Source organism: Nonomuraea ceibae, from assembly GCF_019396325.1.
GTDB classification, from domain to species: Bacteria; Actinomycetota; Actinomycetes; order Streptosporangiales; family Streptosporangiaceae; genus Nonomuraea; species Nonomuraea ceibae.
In genome coordinates this window covers 57,196-75,684 of the sequence record NZ_JAHKRO010000023.1, presented here as the reverse complement: position 1 = coordinate 75,684, position 18,489 = coordinate 57,196, and the positions used below count along the sequence as shown (strand labels likewise).

Here is an 18,489-nt window from a genome sequence, read left to right as displayed (position 1 = left end):
TTCCTCACTCGACGCCTCCTCCTGACCAGGAGACGACATGATCATGAGTGGCGCGCGGCGCACCCGTCAAACGACGCTGAAACTTTCACCCCGGGTTCGGTCCGCTGCTCAGCGCCACAGTTTCCCGGTGGACAGGTCGAGGTTGTAGACCCGTTCGGACCAGGCGGCGCGGACCTGGAAGGCGCCCTTGGCCGACCAGCCGAGCCCGGAACCGAGGCTGTCGTCGCCGCGGAACACCGGGGTGACCGTGCGCAGGCGCTCGCCGGTCTTCACGTCGTAGGTCGTGACCCGCCCCTCGTCGTCGATGACGACCAGGCGGTGGCCCTTCGGGTGCAGGTGGTAGGCGTCCCCGGCGGGCAGGCTCATGCGGGGCTTCCCCTGGTGGTCGAGGACGAGGGCCCGCGCGGCGGTGGCGGCCACGATGCCGCTCTTGCCGAGGTCGTGGACGCGCCGGACGTCGGGGAGCTCCAGCGTGCGCCAGGTCCGGGTGTCGATGATCCGCGCGCCGTCCCGGACCAGGGCGAGGTACCTGTTCTGGCCGGCGAACGTGACCTTGGGCAGCTCGGTGTCGGCCAGCGCGCCGGTGAGCGGGCGCGCGCCCGCCTCGTCCTCGTACACCAGGCGGCGGTCGTGCCGGTGCAGGTAGACCAGGGCCCTCTTGTCGGGGCTGCGGGTGAACGGGGCCGGCCGGGGCGCCTTGCCGGGGACGACGACGTACGGCGCGGCCTGCGGGAACGGCTGACCGTTGACCAGCCAGCCTCTGCAGTCGGCTGCCACCTGCGTGGTCCACGCGCAGGAGGGCGCCTTGTACGTGCGCACCGTCTCGAAGCTCGGGCGGCTGTCGGAGAACGTCAGGGGCGGCGTGTACGCGGGCGGCTCGGGGAGCACCGGCAGGCCGGGGGTGAGCAGCGCGGCCGACAGCACGATCGCGGTCCCCGCCAGATAGAGGCCGCGCGTGGACCAGCGGCCGATGGCCAGCTCGGCCGGGGCGCTCGCCGCTTCGCGCCGGGCGGCGAACGTCACCGCCACGGCCACGGCGATCAGGATTCCGGTGTGCGCGATCCGGGCCGCGGTGACGTCTCGCAGGAGAAAGGCGGTCGCCGAAACGGCGCCGGCCAATCCGAGGAGCCATGCGCCACGATAAACGCGCGCCTCGTCGTACGCGTTCGAGGCCCCCCGAGAGAACACCACGGAAACCGCGCACCAGCCGAGCACCAAAGAGAACGGGTCATTGGTGAGCCCCGCCACGGGAACGGCGACGACGAGCGCGATCAGACGCCATCGGCGCACGGCCCGGAAATGGCCGACGACCTGTTCGGCGTCGGCCGCGGTGACGGTGAATCCGGTCTGCGCGGCGAACCTGTCGAGCCGTTCCCGGCTGACCGGCGAGGCGGCCGCCAGCACGGTGAGCAGGGCGGCCACCCAGAGAATCAGCGGGGGTATTGTCACGAGATGCCACCATATATGGTTTCACCTCATGGCTTCCGATGAAATTTGGCAGCAATACGGCGTCACCTCTTGGCGTGCCGAACCGGTCCGATTACGGGTGGTGATCTGGACGTCGTTTTCGCTCGTCATGGTGACCGCGTTTCTTTGGGGGACCGGGGCAGTGAGCCCGCATATCAGCTGGAACATCAACTCCTTCTTCGCCGGCGCCTGGGTGGACGAGAAAAGCGGCGCCCTGTCCACCAGGCTTTTCCTGGAAATCGAGAACGAGGGGTCCACCACCTTCACCGTCTCCGGCCTCTCGATGAACATCCCCGGCCTGCGGCTGCTGCCGGCCGAGAACCCCGGGGCGGAGAAGGTCACCGTCGAAGGAGGCGACATGGAGGTGATGGAAAGGCACGTCGCCATCACCGACTGCGCGGCCGTGCCTCACACGCCGCAGCCGGTGCGGTTCACGTACGAGACCTATCTGGGGGCACGGACGGCGGAGGTCACCTGGGACTCCTGGCAGCTGACCGGGCCCGACGGCGCGACGGTCCCGGTCGCCTGGCAGCGCGGCCTGTCCGACAAGGTGTGCAGCGAAGCGGTGAGCGACGAATGGTCCTGACGAACCCCCACCCGCGCGCCGCGTCCGGCGGTCTCATGCCGCCCGTCGCGCTGATCGCCACCGGTCTCGTCATCGTCTACGCCGCCCTCCGGCTCGACGGCTTCGACCTGCTCCTCGACCCGGTCGGCTGGGCCATGTGCGCGGTCGGGCTGTCCCGGCTGCGAGATGCCTCCCTCCACCCGGCCGACCCGGCGGGGGCTGCCGCCACCACGTCGATGGTCTTCCTGTCGATCGTCGACCTCCTGATAATCGGCCCGGCCGCGCCGGACACGTCCCTGGAGCAGGCGCTCGACCTCGCCGAGAAGGCCGGCTCCCTGCTCGCCATCTGGCTGATCGGCGAGATCGTGGCCGGGCGGCTCCGCCCCGGTGGGCACGCGTCCCGCGCCGCGCTCCTCGACGTGCTGCGCTGGACGGTCGCCGCGCTGGGCGTCGCCGGCATGCTGGCCCCGTACGGCTACGCCGGGCTGCCCCTGGCCGTGACCGTCGCCTGGTTCGCGGCGCTGGTGGTGCTCGTCGTCGTCCTCTACCGCTCGGCCAACCTGTCCTGCCTGAACCAACCGTAAGGCACGCCGGCGTAGCCGCACCCCCGGCGCGATGTCACGGCCTGCTGTCGGCCCAGCCCGCTTCCAGCACCGTCGTCGTGCCCACCACGGTGCCCGGCTCGTGCCCGGCGTGCGCGTCGCCCGGCTCGACCACCACGCTCTCGCTGGCCAGGCCCCGCCCGGTCTCCTGGTCGAAGATCAGCCGGGTCTCCATGACGCTGTCCCTGACCTTCTCCTCGACCGCCACCGCCGCGCCCTGGCGGCCCTCGGCGTCGGTCACGTTCTCGATGACCTTGACCGAGTCCAGGTCGGCGAGCATCCGGAAGGCGGCGGCCCGCACCTCAGGCGTGACCGGCATGTCCAGGATGAGCCCGGTGCTCACCCGGTACAGCCACGGGTCGGAGGCCATCGGCACGCTCTCCGACTCGGTGTCGTGCCCCTTGTACGAGCGCAGCAGCCACGCCTTGAGCCTGCCCGGATCGGACGGCAGCGCGCGCAGCTCCTTCATGGTCACGTTGCGGCCCAGCCAGAACACCTTGTCACCGTCGACCAGCGGGCTGAAGCCGCCCCACGGCTTGCGCGGCGAGGTGGACAGCGTGATCGCGCGCGGCTTGCCGGGCACCTTGACCTCGAACTCGCGGGGGGAGCCGGCCCGCCGCCAGGCCGCCTCGTCCTCGGGCGTGGCCGGTCGCGCGCCGAGCGACTGGTAGGTGCCGCCCTGCTCGCCGCCGGTCGCGCTGGACGTCCAGCCCTCGCTCCGCTGCCGCTCCACGACCGTGTAGCCGCCCTCGGCGACCTGGTGCAGGGTGCGCTGCATGGTGGACGTGTGCCACCACGCGCCCATCTCGTCGGGCTGGCTGCCGGCCTTCTCGGCGGCGGCCAGCAGCACCTCGCGCGCCGACAGCCGCACCTTCGTGGCGGTCGCAGTCGCGGTCGCGGCGGGCTGGGCGACGGAGTCGGGGGCGCTCGGCGGCGCGCCGCCCGTCCCGGTCACGACGACGGCCGCCGCCGCGACCGCGGCCGTGGCCCCGGCCAGGCTGATGCCCCACACCGGCCAGACGACCTTCCGGCCGCGCCGCGCCTTGCGCGGGTGCGACATGGCGTACGTGAGCTCCCTGGCCCGGGTGCCCTCGTCCACCGGGGCGTCGCCGAGGTGTGCGGGCCGAGCGGCACGCAGCTCGTCCATCGGGTTCATGACCACTCCTCGCTGAGGTTGTTGCGCACTCGGGGACGGGACGGCCCGGCGGGCTCCATGGCCTGCTTGAGCCGTTTGCGGGCGCGGTGCAGCCGGACCCGGAACGCGGCGGTCGAGCAGCCGACGACCCGCGCGGCCTCCTTCGGCGACAGCCCCTGCCATGCCACCAGGACGAGGATCTCCCGGTCGTCGTCGCCGAGCGCGGCCAGCGCCTGGAGCACGCCGATCCGCTCGGTCACCTGGTCGGCCACGTCCCCTTCGGTCCAGGCGCGCAACTCCTGCGCGAGCGCCTCGCGCCTGGCCTCGGCGCGGATGGTGTCGCGCAGCACGTTGCGCGCCACGCCGAGCAGCCAGGGCAGCGCCGGGTCGGGCACGTCCTCCAGCCGCCGCCAGGCGATCGCGAACGTCTCGCTCACGACCTCGTCCGCCACCTGACGTCCCGAGCGACTGACCACGTACGCCCACACGCGTTGCCGGCATTCGTCGTACACGCCGGTGAACCGGTGCTGATCATCCGTCACCGCCCCGCCCCTTCGTTCCGGATGTTTCTGACACCCGGTAGTGGTCCGAGCAGTCCCGTTGTTACCGCATGATCGGAAAAATCAGCCCACCAGGCCCAGCAGGTACGCCACCGGCACCAGGCCGACGGTCAGCGCCACGGCCCACCAGCGGGGCGCCGGTCCCGTACGCAACGTGGTGACGCCGAGCGGGACGAGCGCGACGGCCAGCCCGGCGAGGGCGACCAGCGAGACCGGGTCGCTGCTGCCCTTCAGCACGCCCAGCGGCAGCGCGGCCGTAAGGCCCAGCGCCACGCACCGGGCCGCCCCGAGCGCCCGCGCCCGGTACGCGCCCACGGCCAGCACGATCCAGCCCGCCATGATGCACACGTTGACCGCCTTGAACACGTGGAAGGCCCCGTACGTGCCGGCCACCACGCGCTGCGCGGCCTCCAGCCCGAGCACGTCCACGAGCTGGAACGCCAGATGGCTCACCCCGGCGTGGAACACCCGCCCGAACAGCCCGAGCACCACCAGCGTGACGCCCCAGCGCCCCCAGCCGGGCTCCAGCCGCCGGGCCAGCCCCGTCACCGCCGGCCACAGCAGCACCACCCCGGCCGCGAACAGCCCGTAGGACAGCGCCATCTCGCCGGGCCGGGCGGCGTGGGCGGCGAGCTGCCCGGTGAAGAAGTCGTCCGCGCCGATCCGGGTCAGCACCCCGGCCAGGAGGAGCAGCGGGCCGAGGATCATGCCGACGCCCTCGACCCAGCGGCCTGGCAGCTCTGTTGATGTCATGCCCGCCATTCAAGTGACGCGGGCGGCCGTTCTCACTGGTGCGCGGAGGAGAGGTGAGGGTAGTCCTGGCACCACCTGGACCCGCCGGCGCCAGGCAGCTTCACCCGCCCCCCGGACTGCTCCGCCGCGCGTTTGACGATCCCGTGGATCGAGCGGCGATCCGTCGTCCCAGGCGCTGCGCCGGAGCCTCCACGAGCCGGTACGTGAGCGCCGAGCAGCCCAGCAGCACCGCCACGACCAGCGCCCCCAGCCCCACCCGGTACGGCCAGGCGACGGCGGCCGGGTCGTCGAGGAAGCCGTCGACGATCTCCAGCAGGATCGGGTGGATCAGGTAGACCGAGTAGCTCACCATCCCCAGCCACGCCCACCACGCGGGCACCCGCCGGTCGGCCAGCAGCATCCCCGCCCCGAACGTCGCCCACGCCGCCAGGACCGCCGCCACCCACGGCAGCGGGTCGCCGTCGTGCCACAGCAGCGCCGCCCCGGTGGCCGCCACCGGCACTCCGCCCGCGACGGCCCAGCCCCGGCCCCGGGAGATCTGCCCCGCCTGCCACCGGTACAGCGCCGTGCCCGCGAACATCGTGGCCAGGATCGTCAGGCTCTGCCAGGCCGGGATGCGGCTGTTGACCGCGATCAGCCCCAGCGGCAGCACCGCCAGCGCCACCGCCCCGGCCCGCCGCAGCGCCGGGCGTGAGCTGAGCACGCCCGCCAGCCCGCCGCCGCCCAGCACGACCGCCGCCAGCGTCGTGACGAGCGTCGGCCCCCGGTGCGTGAGCAGGATCGTCGGCAGCACCCCGCCGGCGACCACGGCCAGCACGCCGAACCCGGCCGCCACCTCCGCGCTGCGCCGGTGCCACCGAGCCACGAACAGCGCCGTGACCAGCAGGTAGAAGGCCATCTCGTACGAGAGCGTCCACAGCACGTTGACGACGTTGGGCGCGTTCAGGAGGTCCTGGAGCATCGTCAGGTGGGCGAGCGTGGCCGTGACCGGATTGTCGGTCAGGTATACGTGGATGCCGTCGATCCCCGTCACCACCAGCAGCAGCGCGGCGCACACCACCACCGCCCACAGCGGGTAGAGCCGGAAGCCCCGGCCGATCCAGAACCCGGCCACGCTGCCCCGCCGCTCCAGCGACGCCGGGATCACGTAGCCGCTGACCAGGAAGAACACGATGACGCCGTACCAGCCGGCGTCGAACCACGGGCCCGTGACGCCGCGCAGCTCGGGGTAGAGCGGGTTCAGCGCGTGCTCGTACACGACCACCAGGGCGGCCAGCCCGCGCAGGGCGTCGAGCCAGCCGAGCCGGGGGCGCGCGGGGGCGGCCGTGCTGGGGGAGATCTCGGTGTTTGTCATCGGAAGATCGACAATATCGCTTAGTTGACACTGACTATCCTGTGGCTAATAGTTGATGTCAACTATGAGGGAGGGCTCATGGACACAGGACACGTCACCTCCGCGGACGGCACCGTCATCGGGTTCCACCGGCTCGGCGCCGGGCCCGGCCTGGTCGTGCTGCACGGCCAGATGGAGTCGGCCCGCAGCCACCTGGAGCTCGCCGAGGCGCTGGCCGGCACGTACACGGTCTATCTGCCGGACCGCCGGGGCCGCGGGCTCAGCGGACCCTACGGCCCGCACCACGTTGCGGACCGCGAGGCCGAAGACCTGGAAGCGCTCCTCGCGCACACGGGGGCCTCGCGCGTCTTCGCCGTCAGCGTCGGCGCCCTCGTCGCCCTCCACACCGCCGCCCGCCACCGCGCGGGGAGCACGGGCTCACCGAAAGGGCATCCAGGCGGCTTACGGACGGCGGGCGCGGGGCTGATCCGGGAGCTGGTCCTCTACGAGCCCGCGCTGTTCGTGGACGGACCGGCGCCCACGGCGTGGCTGGAGCGGTACGAGCGGGAACTGGCCGCCGGGCGGGACGCGGCGGCGCTGATCACGGCGATGAAGGCCGCCAGGCTCGGCCCGGCGATCTTCGACCTGATGCCGCGCCGGCTGCTCGACGCCCTGTCGGCGCGCATGCTGGCAGCCCAGGACCGCAAGGCGGGCGACGGCGACGTCACGATGCGGATGCTCGCCCCGACCCTGCGCCACGAGACGCGCGTGGTGGCCGAGCTGGCCCGCTCCCAGGCGGCCTACGGCGCGGTCGGCGCGCGGACGCTCCTGCTCGGCGGCAGCCGCAGCCCCGCCTACTTCAAGGCCGCCCTCGACGCCCTGGAGCGGGTCGTCCCCGGCGCCGCCCGCGTCGAGCTCGCCGGGGTCGGCCACAGCGGCTCCGGGAACGCCGACACCGGCGGCAGGCCGGAGCGCGTGGCCGCCGAGCTGCGCCGCTTCTTCGGCTAGCGGCCACGACGGCGCCGGTCGCCGGGCAGGCCGTCCCGGCCGTCGGGCTCACATGTTGATCATGTGACCGGACAGGCCGTGGATCGCCTCCTTGACCGCCTCGCCGAGGGTCGGGTGGGCGTGCACGTTGCGGGCGACCTCGTGCACCGTGAGGTCCCACTGCTGGGCCAGCGTGAGCTCCGGAAGCAGCTCGGTGACCTCGGGGCCGATCAGGTGGGCGCCGAGCAGCTCGCCGTACTTCTCGTCGCTGATGATCTTGACGAAGCCGGCCGAGTCACCCAGGCCGTGCGCCTTGCCGTTCGCGGTGAACGGGAACTTGGCCACCTTGACGTCATAGCCCAGGTCACGGGCCTGCGTCTCGGTGTAGCCGAAGCTGGCCACCTGCGGCTGGCAGTAGGTGGCGCGCGGGATCATCACGTAGTCGAGCTCCATGGTCTCGACCCCGCCGATCGTCTCCGCGGCGATGATGCCCATCGACTCGGCGGCGTGCGCGAGCATGAGCTTGGCCGTGACGTCGCCGATCGCGAAGATGTGCGGCACGCTCGTGCGGCAGCGGCCGTCGACCGCGATGGCACCCCGGTCGGTGAGCTGCACGCCGGTCTTCTCCAGGCCGTAGCCGTCGACGCGCGGCTGGAAGCCGATCGCCTGGAGCACCTTGTCGGCCTCCAGCACCTGCTGCTGCCCGTCACGCGACACGGTGACCTTGACGGCGGAGCCGGTGTCCTCGATGTTGTCGACGCGGGTGGAGGTGAGCACCTCGATGCCGAGCCGCTTGTAGCGCTTGGCCAGCTCGGCGGAGACCTCTTCGTCCTCCAGCGGCACGATCCGGTCGAGGAACTCGACGATGGTGACCTTGACGCCGTAGTTGTGCAGCACGTACGCGAACTCGACGCCGATGGCGCCCGCGCCCGCGATGATGATGCTGGACGGCAGGTCCTCGGAGAGGATCTGCTCCTCGTACGTCACCACGCGCTCGGAGAGCTGGGTGCCGGGGATCAGCCGGGTGGTGGCGCCGGCGGCGACGATGCAGTGGCGGAAGGTGATGGTCTCGCCGTTGACCTGCAGCGTGTTGGCGTCGAGGAAGGTGCCCCGGCCGTCGTACTCCGTGATGGAGTTCTTCTTCATCAGGTAGTGGACGCCCTTGACCCGGCCGTCGGCCACCTTGCGGCTGCGGGTGAACGCCGCGCCGTAGTCGAAGCTGACCTCGCCGCTGATGCCGAAGGTCTTGGCCTCTTTGGTGAAGATGTGGGCCAGCTCCGCGTTGCGCAGCAGTGCCTTGGACGGGATGCAGCCCACGTTCAGGCAGACGCCTCCCCAGTATTTCTCCTCGACGACCGCGGTGCGCAGCCCGAGCTGGGCGGCTCGGACGGCGGCCGTGTATCCTCCCGGACCGGCGCCGAGAACGACGACGTCATAGTCTGTGCTCATGACTCGGACCATACCGCCCGCCCGCGCACGGTCCTGACGCGCTATACCTCGACCCGGTAGGACAGCGTCAACTCGTCCGCCGGAACGCCCCGGATGCCCCAGTTGACCTGCGGCATCTCGATGATGGTGATCTCCACGTCCTGCTTCGGATACGGCAACGTGTCGTAGATCTCGCGGATCAGCGCGCGCTTGGCCTCGTCACTGCGGCCGGTGAAGCAGACGATCTCGATGATCAGATAACCGTCGCCGCGCTGCGGGCAGATGAAGTCGTCGGCGTCGAGCAGCAGGAACCGGTGGAACCTCTTGTCCTCGGGCAGCCCCCACGCCTTGACCACGCACTGGTGGAGCAGGTCGGAGACCTCCTTCTGGTGTCCGCCCCACACGTCCCTGCGCCCGTAAACCTTCACCTGTGCCATGTCGGCCAATATAGAGCGTGTGATTCGCATACTGCTGGCCGACGACGAGGCCATGATCCGCGCCGGGGTGCGGGCCATCCTCGCCTCCGACCCGGACCTGGAGGTGGTGGCGGAGGCCGGCGACGGCCGCGAGGCGGTGGACCTGGCCATCAGCCACCATCCGGACGTGGCGCTGCTCGACATCCGCATGCCGAGGCTCGACGGGCTCGCGGCGGCGGCGGAGATCCGCAGGGCGGCGCCGGGCACGGCGGTGGTGATGCTCACCACGTTCGGCGAGGACGACTACATCGCCAAGGCGCTGGACGTGGGCGCGAACGGGTTCCTGCTGAAGTCCGGCGACCCGCGCGAGCTGATCGCCGGGGTGCACGCCGTCGCCGGCGGCGCCGCGTACCTGTCGCCGAAGGTCGCCCAGCGGGTCATCGAGCAGCTGGCCGGGGGCCGGATGGCGCGCGGCTCCGCCGCCCGCGACCGCATCGCCGGGCTGACCGATCGCGAGCGTGAGGTGCTGGCCCTGCTGGGCGCGGGCCTGTCCAACGCGGAGATCGCCCGCACGCTGCACATCGTGGAGGGCACGGTCAAGGCGTACGTGAGCGCCATCCTCACCCGGCTCGACGTGCGCAACCGCGTACAGGCCGCGATCATCGCCCACGAGGCTGGATTGGTAGCCTGACCCGTGATGTATCGCCTCGTGTTCACGCAGGTCTTGCGGCGGTTCGACGCCGAGGCCGTGCACCATCAGACCGTCAGGGCCCTCGCGATCCTCGCCAGGCTGCCCCTGCTCAAGCGATCCCTGCACCGGGCTCTCGCACCGCACGACCCGGCCCTGCGGGTGAGCGCCTTCGGCGTGCACTTCCCGGGGCCGCTCGGGCTCGCCGCCGGCTTCGACAAGGACGCGGCGTGCGCGGAGGCGGTGGCGGCGCTCGGCTTCTCGCATGTCGAGGTCGGCACCATCACCGCCCACGGCCAGCCGGGCAACCCGCGTCCGCGCCTGTTCCGGCTGGTGCCGGAGCACGCGGTCGTCAACCGGATGGGGTTCAACAACGCGGGCGCCCGCGCCGCCGCCCGCCGCCTGCGCCGCACCCGCGGAGTGCCGGTCGTGGTGGGGGTCAACATCGGCAAGACCAAGGTGGTGCCCGAGTCGGGCGCGGTCGCCGACTACGTGACCAGCGCCAGGACACTGGCGCCGCTGGCCGACTACCTGGTGGTCAACGTCAGCTCGCCCAACACGCCGGGACTGCGCGACTTTCAGGCCGTCGAGCTGCTGCGCCCGCTGCTCAAGGCGGTCAAGGAGGTGGCCGACGGCACGCCCAGGCGCACCCCGCTGCTCGTCAAGATCGCGCCCGACCTGGCCGACGAGGACGTCGACTCCGTCGCCGATCTCGCGGTCGAGCTGGGCCTCGACGGCATCATCGCGACCAACACCACGATCCGCCACGCGGGCGAGACGGGCGGCCTGTCCGGCCGCCCGCTCAAGGAACGCTCGCTGGAGGTGCTGCGCCGCCTGCGCGCCCGCGTGGGCGACCGCCTGACGCTCGTGTCGGTGGGCGGCGTGGAGGACGCCGACGACGTGTGGGAACGCCTGCTGGCCGGCGCCACGCTGGTGCAGGGCTACACGGGCTGGATCTACGGCGGCCCGCTGTGGGCCTCCCGCATCCACCGCCAGCTCTCCAGACGCGTACGCCGCCACGGCCTGAAGTCGATCACCGAGATCATCGGCCGCACGGCATGACCGGCGCCCCGGGGACGCCCTCGACTGTCGTAGCCGCGGGTTAGTCTCCGGGCGTGAAGGTAGAGGCCTCCGTCGAGCAGCTCGTCTTCGTCGACGACGACCACTACACCGTGGCCCGGATGAGCTCCGACGACGCCGGCTCCTTCGTCGCCGCGGGCCGGCCGCTGGCCGGGGTCCAGCCGGGGGAGCGGCTCCAGCTCGCCGGCGCGTGGGAGTCGCACCCGCGCTTCGGCCGCCGCCTGGCCGTCAAGCAGTGCGAGCGCGTCGCGCCCTCCACCGTCCGCGCCATCACCCTCTACCTGGGCTCCGGCCTGATCCGCGGCGTCGGCCCGCGCCTGGCCCACGCCATCGTCAGCCACTTCGGCGAGCAGACGCTCAAGGTCATCGACACCGAGCCCGAGCGGCTGCGCGAGGTCGTCAACATCGGCGCGATCCGCCAGGCGCAGATCGTCGAGGCGTGGGCCGAGCAGAAGGCCGTGGCCGAGCTCATGGTCGCCCTCCAGGGGTTCGGCGTCAGCCCGCTGCTCGCCGCCAAGCTCTACCAGGCGTACGGGCACGACGCCCTCCACGTGCTGACCAAGGACCCCTACCAGCTCGTCGGCCGGGTGCGCGGCATCGCCTTCCACACGGCCGACCGCATCGCGCTGCGCTCCGGCGTGCCCGAGAGCAGCCCGGCGCGGCTGCGGGCGGCGGTCCTCGACCGGCTGGAGGCGGCGGCCGCGGGCGGTGGCCACTGCTTCCTGTCGCTGCACGCGCTGGTCACCCAGGTGGTGGCGCTGGTCGAGCAGGACGAGCGGCCGGTCAGGCGGGCCGTCGACGCGCTCAGCGCCGAACGGCGCGTCGTCGTCGAGCCGTCGCCGTCCGACCCGGGCCGGCTCGTCGTCTACGGCAAGCAGGAGCACAGCCGCGAGGTGGCGCTGGCCGGACACCTGGCCAGGCTGCTGCGGGCCCGCTCGACGCTGCGGATGCGCCCCTACTCCGAGGACGAGCGGCTGCACGAGGACCAGCGCGCCGCCGTCAACCTGGTGCTGACCAGCACTGTCTCCGTGCTGACCGGCGGGCCGGGCTGCGGCAAGAGCCACACCGTGGCGGCGATCGCCTCGACCGTGCGGGCGATGGGCGGCTCGGTGACGCTGTGCGCGCCGACCGGCAAGGCCGCCAAACGGCTGTCGGAGCTGACCGGGCTGCCCGCGATGACCGTGCACCGGCTGCTGTCCGCCCGCGCCGAGCCCGACGACGGCGCGCTGTTCGCCGACGACCCCGCGCAGGCCGACCTGATCGTGGTGGACGAGGCGTCGATGCTCGACCTGCACCTGGCCACCCGGCTGGCCGCCGCCGTGCCGTCGGGCAGCCACCTGCTGTTCGTCGGCGACAGCGACCAGCTGCCCAGCATCGGCCCCGGCAGGGTGCTGGCCGACCTGCTCGGCGTGCCGGAGGTGCCGCGCGTGCGGCTCACCCACGTGTTCCGGCAGGCCCACGACAGCGGCATCGTCCGGGCCGCCCACCGCATCCGCGCCGGCGAGCTGCCCGACCTGCCCGGCGGGGGCGGCTTCTGGTTCGAGGAGCTGGACGACCCGGTCAAGGTGGCCGATCGGGTCATCGAGCTGGCCACCGAGGCGATCCCCCGCAAACAGGGCGTCGAGCCCGGCCAGGTGCAGGTGCTGTGCCCGATGCGCCGGGGCGAGACCGGCGCCACCGAGCTCGGCCGCCGCCTCCAGGACCGGCTCAACCCGGCCCGCGAGGGCGTCGCCGAACACTGGGCGGGCCCGTCGGTCTTCCGGCCCGGCGACCGGGTGATGCCCATCCGCAACAACTACGACAAGGGCGTCTTCAACGGCGAGACCGCCACCGTGACCGCCGTCGACCCGCGCGAACGGCTCGTCGAGCTGCGCACCGACGACGGCCGCGCCGTCCCTTACACCTTCGACGAGCTCGACGAGCTCACCCACGCCTACGCGATCAGCGTCCACCGGGCCCAGGGCAGCGAATACCCGTTCGTGGTGGCGCCGGTGGTGGCCGAGGCGGGCGGCGTCATGCTCCGCCGCAACCTGCTCTACACGCTGGTCACCCGGGCCAAGGCATGGGTGGTGCTGGTCGGCGGGCGCGACGCGCTGGAGCTGGCCGTGCACCGGCTGGGCGGGCGGCGCAACACCGCCCTGTCCCACCGGCTGGCGCTCCAGCTCGCCGCGCCGTGACCGTCAGACGCTGGGGCGGGTCGACTCCGCGTCGTGCGTCATGCCGTCGATGCGCGCCAGCACCGCCGTCACGTCGACGACGCCCGGCCGGTGCGGACGGCGGCGCTGCCACGGGCGCGGCCCCGCCTGCGGCCTGTATTCGACGCCGAGCGCGTCCAGCCTGCCCAGGTGCGCCTCCAGCCGCTCGGTGAAGCCCTCGCCACCGCCCCAGGCGACGTCGGCCAGCGCGCACGTACGAGGCCACAGCCGGTAGTCGAGCACCCGGCCGTCGGGCACCCGCTCGCTCCAGAGCTGCGCCTGCACGCCGATGACGCGCGCCCGCTCCTCCTCCGGCCACTCGGCCGGCGCCGGCTCGAACGCGGCCACGTCCGCGACCGTGATCGTCTCGCCGATCGCCATCGGCTCCTCCGCCGAGGCGGCCTCCGCGTAGTCGAAGTAGAGCGGGAACACCGGCGTGGCCACCACGTCGTGGCCGGCGGCGGCGGCGCGGCGGCCGACGTTCATGCCGCGCCACGGCATCACCACCGTGTCCTGGCGCAGCCGCCCGCTGACGAACGCCTCGTCCCACACCACGGCCCGCGCCCCGCGCTCGGCCAGCGCGTCGGCGAGCTGCCGCAGGAACCACGCCTGAAGGTCGTTGGCGCCCGCCAGGCCCAGCGACTCGCCGTAGGCGGTGATCTCCGCCGAGGCGGCCCACTGGTCGAGCACCACCTCGTCGCCGCCGATGTGCACGTACGGCGTCTCGCCGAGCGCGCCGAGCAGCTCGTCGAAGATCGTCGTCAGGAACTCGACCGTCGGCGGCAGCGGCGACAGGATCGCGGGGGAGATGCCCCACCGGTCCAGCACCTCGTGCGGCTCGCCGGTCGCGCCGAGCTGCGGGTAGGCCGCCAGGATCGCCGAGGCGTGCCCCGGCACGTCGATCTCCGGCACGATCGTGACCGCCCGGGAGCGCGCGTACGCGGCCAGCTCCGCCAGGTCGGCCAGCGTGTAGTAGCCGCCGTGCGGGATGTCGTCGTACGCCTCGGGCTCGCGGTAGAAGTGGGTCGCGGTGCGCGGCCGGTGCGAGGCGACCTCGTGCAGCAGGGGATAGGCCCGGCTCTCCACCCGCCAGCCCTGGTCGTCGGCCAGGTGCAGGTGCAGCCGGTTCAGCTTGTGCACGGCCATCAGGTCCAGCAGCCGCATGACCTCCCGCTTGGGGAAGAAGTGCCGGGCCACGTCCAGGTGCAGGCCGCGCCAGGCGAACCGGGGCGCGTCCTCGATCCGCACGCCGGGCACGTTCCACACCTGGCCGGCGCCGAACCGGTAGGCGTCGGCGGGCAGGAGCTGGCGCAGCGACTGGGCGGCGTAGAAGGCCCCCTCCCGGCCGCCCGCGGCGATCTCGACGCCGCGCGAGCCGACCGACAGCCGGTACGCCTCGGCGCCCAGCGCGGGGTCGAGCCGGGTGGCGACGGCGCCGTCGTCACCGGGCAGCAGGTCCAGTCCGGGAAGCGCGGTCCGTACGGGCTCGATCAGCGGGCCGGAGACGGTGGCCCCGGCGGCGAGCTCATAGGAGCCGGAGAGCGGGTTGTGCAGCGATGGGCGAGGAATCATGTAGTGAGATAGTGCTGCAAACCGTTGGCCAAAGCCAGGGCGATGCGCTGGCGGAACTGGGCGTCACGGAATTTGGCCGCCTCGGCCGCGTTGCGCATGTTGCCGCACTCGACGAAGATCTTCGGCACCGTCGACAGGTTGAGCCCGCCCAGGTCGTTGCGGTAGTCGAGGGCCTTGTTGCCGATGTAGGTGGAGTAGGGCAGCCCGGTGCCCTTGCGGAAGGCGTCACGCACGGCCACGCCCAGGTCGGACGACTGCTTGACCACCGGGTCCACCGGGCCGTTGATCTTCTTCGGCATGATCACGTGGAAGCCGTGGTTGGCCGGGGCGGAGCCGTCGGCGTGCACCGAGATCGCGGCGTCGGCCTTGCTGCGGTTGCCGATGGCGGCCCGCTCGGTGATGCACGGCCCGACGCCGGTGTTGCTGGAGCGGGTGAGCTTGACCGTGGCGCCGCGGTTCTTGAGGATCTTGACGAGCCGCTTGGAGACGTCCCAGGTGAAGGCCGCCTCCGAATAGCCGTCGTTGGTGGCGGTGCCCGTCGTGTCGCACGCCTTCCACTGGGTCAGCACGTTGACCTTGCGGTTGATCGCCTTCGGGTTGCGCGCGTTGCCGCCGTTGTGGCCGGGGTCGATGACGACCGTCTTGCCCTCCAGCGGCTTGGGCGCCGGGGCCCGCTCGGCGGGGGCGGGCGTGCCCGACTCGTCCGTGACGACGGCCGGGGTGCGTGCCTGGGAGCCCGCCTGCGTGGCGGCCGGGTTGGCGGCCTGACCGGCGGCGGTCCCGCCGGAACCGGCGCCGCCGCACGCGGAGACGATCAGGCCGCAGGCGGCCAGGACGGAGGCGGGTAGAGCGCGCATGGGCTCCAACTTACGTGAAACCCGCCCCCGGGGAGCCGCGAAACGCCTCACCAGACGTGTTCGCCGACCTCCTGCCGCTGCAGCAGGGCGGCCAGCTCCCGCGCGTCCTCGGCGTCCAGGCCGAGCACGACGCGGGGGCGGCCCCACGGGTGGTCGAGGGAGTGTGCGACGTAGCTGGCCACGGATTCCGCGCCGACGTCCGTCCCCCGCCCGCGCCCGGCCCGCCACTGCGCCCAGGCGCGTTCGAGCTCGGCCGCCGCGCGCTGGGCGCAGGACACCAGTTCCGGATCACGCATGACTGTTCCCCCCGGATCAGATCGTGGCCGGACCGAATCCGGCCACAATTAGCATGACCCTGACGAGTAAACAGCCGGGGGGCGCGGTCACGGGGCGTGTTGACCCAGCTTTGGCCCGCTATTGGGCCGGACCCGTGCTGCGGCGCACGATCAGCTCGGGCGTGATTTCGCGCAACCGGGCGCCCTTGCCCGGCTCGGAGATGCGGTCGCTCAGCAGCGTGGCGGCCGACCGGCCCATGGCGCGGCGCGGCTGGTCCACCGAGGTGAGCGAGACGTGGTTCGAGGCCGACAGGTGGGTGTTGTCGTAGCCGACCACGGAGAGGTCTTCGGGGACGCGCAGGCCCAGCTCGGTGGCGGCGGAGAGCACGCCGAGCGCGAGCACGTCGTTGGCGGCGAAGATCGCCGTGGGCCTGGGGTCCCGGGTCAGGAGGGCGATGGCGGCGTCGTGGCCGCCGTTCTCGGTCGACTCCGCGGCTTCGACCATGATGTACGGGGCGAGGGAGTGCCTGCGCATGGCCACGAGGTAGCCCTCGCAGCGGGAGGGCCGCGGGCCCTCGATGTGCGCGATGCGCTTGTGCCCGGCCTCGACCAGGTGGTCGATGGCCAGCCGGGCGCCGAGCCGGTCGTCGTCGACGACGATGTCGACGCCTTCGAGCTCGATGTCACGTTCCCCGACGACGACCGTCGGGGTGTAGGAGGTCGCCTCGATCAGGGTGGCGCTGGTCGGCGGGATGCCCAGGAGGACCAGCCCGTCGACCCGCAGCTCCAGGAAGGCCTCCACGGCCTCGTCCTCGAAGGCGGGATCCCACTGGCTGTTGCCGATCAGCATGCGTAACCCGTCGCCGTGCAGGCTCTCCTGCAGGCCGTCGAGGAACTCGGCGTAGAAGGGATTGTGCAGGTCGGCGACGAGCGCGCCGACGAGGTGAGTACGGCCTTCGACCAGGCTGCGGGCGACCGCGTTCGGCCGGTAGCCGAGCTCGCGGGCGGCCTGGAGCACTGCCTGGCGCCGGTGCTCGCTCACGTGCGGGGATCCGCGCAGCACGAGGGAGACCAGCGATTTCGAGACGCCGGCTCGTTCGGCGACGTTGCGGATGGTGGGCCTGGGCCGGGGCAGCGTATCTACCTCTCTCATGTCGGTGATGGTCGGAGTCTTGACGGGCGGTCCTGACATGTGTCTCCCCCGCGATGCGAAGTTGGGCACCTGTACCACCAAACGATCGAGTTCGCCGCAGGGTACGGCCTTGTCGCCAACGACCCGATCTCCACTGGTCAGGGCTCGGATACTGTGCAGGGGTGACACCCGAGACGGCGCGTCCGCCCCGGCGCAGGCTGAGCGTCGACCGGCGGCGCGAGGAGCTCATGGCGGCGGCTCTGGAGCTGTTCGGCGCCCGGGACGCCGAGGACGTCACGATCGACGACGTGGCCTCGGCGGCCGGGGCGTCGCGGGCGCTGGTCTATCACTACTTCGGCGGCAAGCAGGAGCTCTACGTGGCGGCGCTGAGAAGCGCGGCCGGCCAGCTGGAGGCGCGGCTGCGGGAGGCGCGGCCGCGCGCGCATGACGGCGCCGGTCTGCTCGGCGAGCTGGCCTCGGGGCTCGGGCGCTACTTCGACTTCGTGGAAGAGCACGCGGCGGGGTTCGCGGCGCTGCTGCGCGGCGGGCCGGCCAACCGGACCGGCGAGGTCGGGGAGATCGTCGACGGGGTCCGGCAGCGGCTCTTCCGGCTCGTCCAGCGGCAGATGCGCGTCGAGGAGCCGACCCCGGTGCTGCGGGCGACGCTGCGCTCATGGATCGCCTCGGTGGAGACGGCGGGGCTCGACTGGCTGGAGCACCGCGACATCGAGCGGGCCACGCTCGAACGCATGCTCGTCGAGCAGATGGTGGCGTTGCTCGGCGTCGCCGCCCGGCACGACCCCGACGCGCGCCGGCTGCTGGAGCAGCACGGCTGACCGGTGGAGAAATGGCGCCGGGCGGGCGGCGCCAGCTCCCACGTGCGACGTCGTATCGTCACAGGGGTGGACCGGGTCGTGCGGACCTGGCCCACCGTTCAACCCCCCTGAGGTTCGTAACTACTCCGAACGCTGCTGCGGAATCCCCGCGAGCAGTGCGCGGACCTCGGTCTCCCGGTAACGCCGGTGACCGCCGAGGGTGCGAATCGACGTCAACTTGCCCGCCTTGGCCCACCTGGTAACGGTCTTGGGGTCGACCCTGAACATGGTCGCGACCTCGGCGGGCGTGAGCAGCGGCTCGGCCTCGGGTGTACGAGCTGACATTTGTGCGGCCTCTCCTCCGTGTGGACCGGCTTAGCGCGATCCTGTGACTGCTTTTGCGCGTGTCACGGATGTCCCCCTATGGCGCAGAGCGTGCGGCTTTCTGAGCCATATGCGGCATCACCCGATGTGACCATACCGCCACGCAGAGCGATTGGCGAGCCCTTCTTTGACCCAACTGCCCGCCCCCATGGCGATGTCACGCTCGGTGATTCTAGCGACACGTTTCGTGGTATCGCAGTGAAAACGGCAAACTACTCAGTTCGCAGAAGAGAGCAGCCGCGAGT

19 protein-coding genes are annotated in these 18,489 nt (G+C 72.2%); 7 read left to right on the top strand and 12 right to left on the bottom strand.

The window, feature by feature from the left end:
• Nucleotides 1-108 precede the first annotated feature (108 nt).
• Nucleotides 109-1,449: a cupredoxin domain-containing protein gene (locus KME80_RS17665; protein WP_219506564.1), complete on the bottom strand. Its 1,341-nt coding sequence runs from the start codon at nt 1,447-1,449 to the stop codon at nt 109-111.
• Nucleotides 1,450-1,477: 28 nt separating this feature from the next.
• On the opposite strand from KME80_RS17665, the gene KME80_RS17660 reads away from it, so the two are divergent.
• Nucleotides 1,478-2,053 (top strand): hypothetical protein, encoded by a 576-nt coding sequence (locus KME80_RS17660; protein ID WP_219506563.1) that lies wholly within the window; start codon nt 1,478-1,480, stop codon nt 2,051-2,053.
• Nucleotides 2,044-2,616 (top strand): hypothetical protein, encoded by a 573-nt coding sequence (locus tag KME80_RS17655; RefSeq protein ID WP_219506561.1) that lies wholly within the window; start codon nt 2,044-2,046, stop codon nt 2,614-2,616. The genes KME80_RS17660 and KME80_RS17655 overlap by 10 nt, the downstream gene beginning before the upstream one ends.
• A gap of 34 nt (nt 2,617-2,650) precedes the next feature.
• Here KME80_RS17655 and KME80_RS17650 read toward each other — a convergent pair whose 3' ends face one another.
• From KME80_RS17650 to KME80_RS17635, 4 genes are all read right to left on the bottom strand, one after another.
• Entirely contained in the window at nt 2,651-3,790 is a 1,140-nt protein-coding gene (locus KME80_RS17650; RefSeq protein WP_219506559.1) for a CU044_5270 family protein, read from the bottom strand.
• Complete coding sequence (locus KME80_RS17645) at nt 3,787-4,311, bottom strand: RNA polymerase sigma factor (RefSeq protein ID WP_308125807.1); 525 nt, start codon at nt 4,309-4,311, stop codon at nt 3,787-3,789. Before KME80_RS17645 ends, KME80_RS17650 begins: the two co-directional genes overlap by 4 nt.
• 81 nt (nt 4,312-4,392) lie before the next feature.
• Nucleotides 4,393-5,082, bottom strand: coding sequence for a hypothetical protein (locus KME80_RS17640; protein WP_246645112.1), 690 nt, complete (start codon nt 5,080-5,082; stop codon nt 4,393-4,395).
• A 100-nt stretch (nt 5,083-5,182) separates the two neighbouring features.
• Nucleotides 5,183-6,436, bottom strand: a complete 1,254-nt coding sequence (locus KME80_RS17635; protein ID WP_219506555.1) for an acyltransferase family protein — start codon at nt 6,434-6,436, stop codon at nt 5,183-5,185.
• Between the two features lie 78 nt (nt 6,437-6,514).
• Here KME80_RS17635 and KME80_RS17630 point away from each other — a divergent pair, with 78 nt between their 5' ends.
• Entirely contained in the window at nt 6,515-7,423 is a 909-nt protein-coding gene (locus KME80_RS17630) for an alpha/beta fold hydrolase (RefSeq protein ID WP_219506553.1), read from the top strand.
• Nucleotides 7,424-7,471: 48 nt separating this feature from the next.
• Here KME80_RS17630 and lpdA read toward each other — a convergent pair whose 3' ends face one another.
• Both lpdA and KME80_RS17620 read right to left on the bottom strand, forming a co-directional pair.
• Nucleotides 7,472-8,851, bottom strand: a complete 1,380-nt coding sequence (lpdA, locus tag KME80_RS17625; RefSeq protein WP_219506551.1) for a dihydrolipoyl dehydrogenase — start codon at nt 8,849-8,851, stop codon at nt 7,472-7,474.
• Between the two features lie 41 nt (nt 8,852-8,892).
• A complete protein-coding gene (locus KME80_RS17620; RefSeq protein WP_219506548.1) occupies nt 8,893-9,267 on the bottom strand; it encodes a tautomerase family protein in 375 nt (124 codons plus the stop codon).
• A gap of 19 nt (nt 9,268-9,286) precedes the next feature.
• Between KME80_RS17620 and KME80_RS17615 the strand changes: the two genes are divergently transcribed.
• The 3 genes from KME80_RS17615 to recD2 are packed head-to-tail and all read left to right on the top strand — an operon-like array spanning nt 9,287 to nt 13,191.
• Complete coding sequence (locus KME80_RS17615; RefSeq protein WP_219506546.1) at nt 9,287-9,937, top strand: response regulator; 651 nt, start codon at nt 9,287-9,289, stop codon at nt 9,935-9,937.
• Between the two features lie 6 nt (nt 9,938-9,943).
• Complete coding sequence (locus KME80_RS17610; protein ID WP_219506543.1) at nt 9,944-10,996, top strand: quinone-dependent dihydroorotate dehydrogenase; 1,053 nt, start codon at nt 9,944-9,946, stop codon at nt 10,994-10,996.
• A 53-nt stretch (nt 10,997-11,049) separates the two neighbouring features.
• On the top strand, nt 11,050-13,191 hold the full coding sequence (recD2, locus tag KME80_RS17605) for an SF1B family DNA helicase RecD2 (RefSeq protein ID WP_219506541.1): 2,142 nt from the start codon (nt 11,050-11,052) through the stop codon (nt 13,189-13,191).
• Between the two features lie 3 nt (nt 13,192-13,194).
• Here recD2 and KME80_RS17600 read toward each other — a convergent pair whose 3' ends face one another.
• From KME80_RS17600 to KME80_RS17585, 4 genes are all read right to left on the bottom strand, one after another.
• Nucleotides 13,195-14,781 (bottom strand): beta-N-acetylhexosaminidase, encoded by a 1,587-nt coding sequence (locus tag KME80_RS17600; RefSeq protein WP_219506540.1) that lies wholly within the window; start codon nt 14,779-14,781, stop codon nt 13,195-13,197.
• On the bottom strand, nt 14,778-15,638 hold the full coding sequence (locus KME80_RS17595; protein ID WP_219506538.1) for an N-acetylmuramoyl-L-alanine amidase: 861 nt from the start codon (nt 15,636-15,638) through the stop codon (nt 14,778-14,780). The genes KME80_RS17600 and KME80_RS17595 overlap by 4 nt, the downstream gene beginning before the upstream one ends.
• Nucleotides 15,639-15,685: 47 nt before the next feature.
• The gene (locus KME80_RS17590; RefSeq protein ID WP_049572779.1) at nt 15,686-15,934 is read right to left on the bottom strand and encodes a hypothetical protein; all 249 of its coding nucleotides are present in this window, start codon (nt 15,932-15,934) and stop codon (nt 15,686-15,688) included.
• Between the two features lie 118 nt (nt 15,935-16,052).
• The gene (locus KME80_RS17585) at nt 16,053-17,066 is read right to left on the bottom strand and encodes a LacI family DNA-binding transcriptional regulator (RefSeq protein WP_219506537.1); all 1,014 of its coding nucleotides are present in this window, start codon (nt 17,064-17,066) and stop codon (nt 16,053-16,055) included.
• A gap of 161 nt (nt 17,067-17,227) precedes the next feature.
• Here KME80_RS17585 and KME80_RS17580 point away from each other — a divergent pair, with 161 nt between their 5' ends.
• Entirely contained in the window at nt 17,228-17,881 is a 654-nt protein-coding gene (locus KME80_RS17580) for a TetR/AcrR family transcriptional regulator (RefSeq protein WP_308125806.1), read from the top strand.
• A gap of 120 nt (nt 17,882-18,001) precedes the next feature.
• Here the strand turns inward: KME80_RS17580 and bldC are convergent, their stop codons facing one another.
• On the bottom strand, nt 18,002-18,205 hold the full coding sequence (bldC, locus tag KME80_RS17575; RefSeq protein ID WP_013133571.1) for a developmental transcriptional regulator BldC: 204 nt from the start codon (nt 18,203-18,205) through the stop codon (nt 18,002-18,004).
• Nucleotides 18,206-18,489 lie beyond the last annotated feature (284 nt).

What these genes read in the sequence shown, in the direction of transcription:
- KME80_RS17660 (WP_219506563.1), top strand. Translation starts at nt 1,478, where the DNA reads ATGGCTTCCGATGAAATTTGGCAGCAATACGGCGTCACCTCTTGGCGT.
- KME80_RS17655 (WP_219506561.1), top strand. Translation starts at nt 2,044, where the DNA reads ATGGTCCTGACGAACCCCCACCCGCGCGCCGCGTCCGGCGGTCTCATG.
- KME80_RS17650 (WP_219506559.1), bottom strand. Translation starts at nt 3,790, where the DNA reads ATGAACCCGATGGACGAGCTGCGTGCCGCTCGGCCCGCACACCTCGGC.
- KME80_RS17640 (WP_246645112.1), bottom strand. Translation starts at nt 5,082, where the DNA reads ATGACATCAACAGAGCTGCCAGGCCGCTGGGTCGAGGGCGTCGGCATG.
- KME80_RS17635 (WP_219506555.1), bottom strand. Translation starts at nt 6,436, where the DNA reads ATGACAAACACCGAGATCTCCCCCAGCACGGCCGCCCCCGCGCGCCCC.
- KME80_RS17630 (WP_219506553.1), top strand. Translation starts at nt 6,515, where the DNA reads ATGGACACAGGACACGTCACCTCCGCGGACGGCACCGTCATCGGGTTC.
- lpdA (WP_219506551.1), bottom strand. Translation starts at nt 8,851, where the DNA reads ATGAGCACAGACTATGACGTCGTCGTTCTCGGCGCCGGTCCGGGAGGA.
- KME80_RS17620 (WP_219506548.1), bottom strand. Translation starts at nt 9,267, where the DNA reads ATGGCACAGGTGAAGGTTTACGGGCGCAGGGACGTGTGGGGCGGACAC.
- KME80_RS17610 (WP_219506543.1), top strand. Translation starts at nt 9,944, where the DNA reads ATGTATCGCCTCGTGTTCACGCAGGTCTTGCGGCGGTTCGACGCCGAG.
- KME80_RS17600 (WP_219506540.1), bottom strand. Translation starts at nt 14,781, where the DNA reads ATGATTCCTCGCCCATCGCTGCACAACCCGCTCTCCGGCTCCTATGAG.
- KME80_RS17595 (WP_219506538.1), bottom strand. Translation starts at nt 15,638, where the DNA reads ATGCGCGCTCTACCCGCCTCCGTCCTGGCCGCCTGCGGCCTGATCGTC.
- KME80_RS17590 (WP_049572779.1), bottom strand. Translation starts at nt 15,934, where the DNA reads ATGCGTGATCCGGAACTGGTGTCCTGCGCCCAGCGCGCGGCGGCCGAG.
- KME80_RS17585 (WP_219506537.1), bottom strand. Translation starts at nt 17,066, where the DNA reads ATGAGAGAGGTAGATACGCTGCCCCGGCCCAGGCCCACCATCCGCAAC.
- bldC (WP_013133571.1), bottom strand. Translation starts at nt 18,205, where the DNA reads ATGTCAGCTCGTACACCCGAGGCCGAGCCGCTGCTCACGCCCGCCGAG.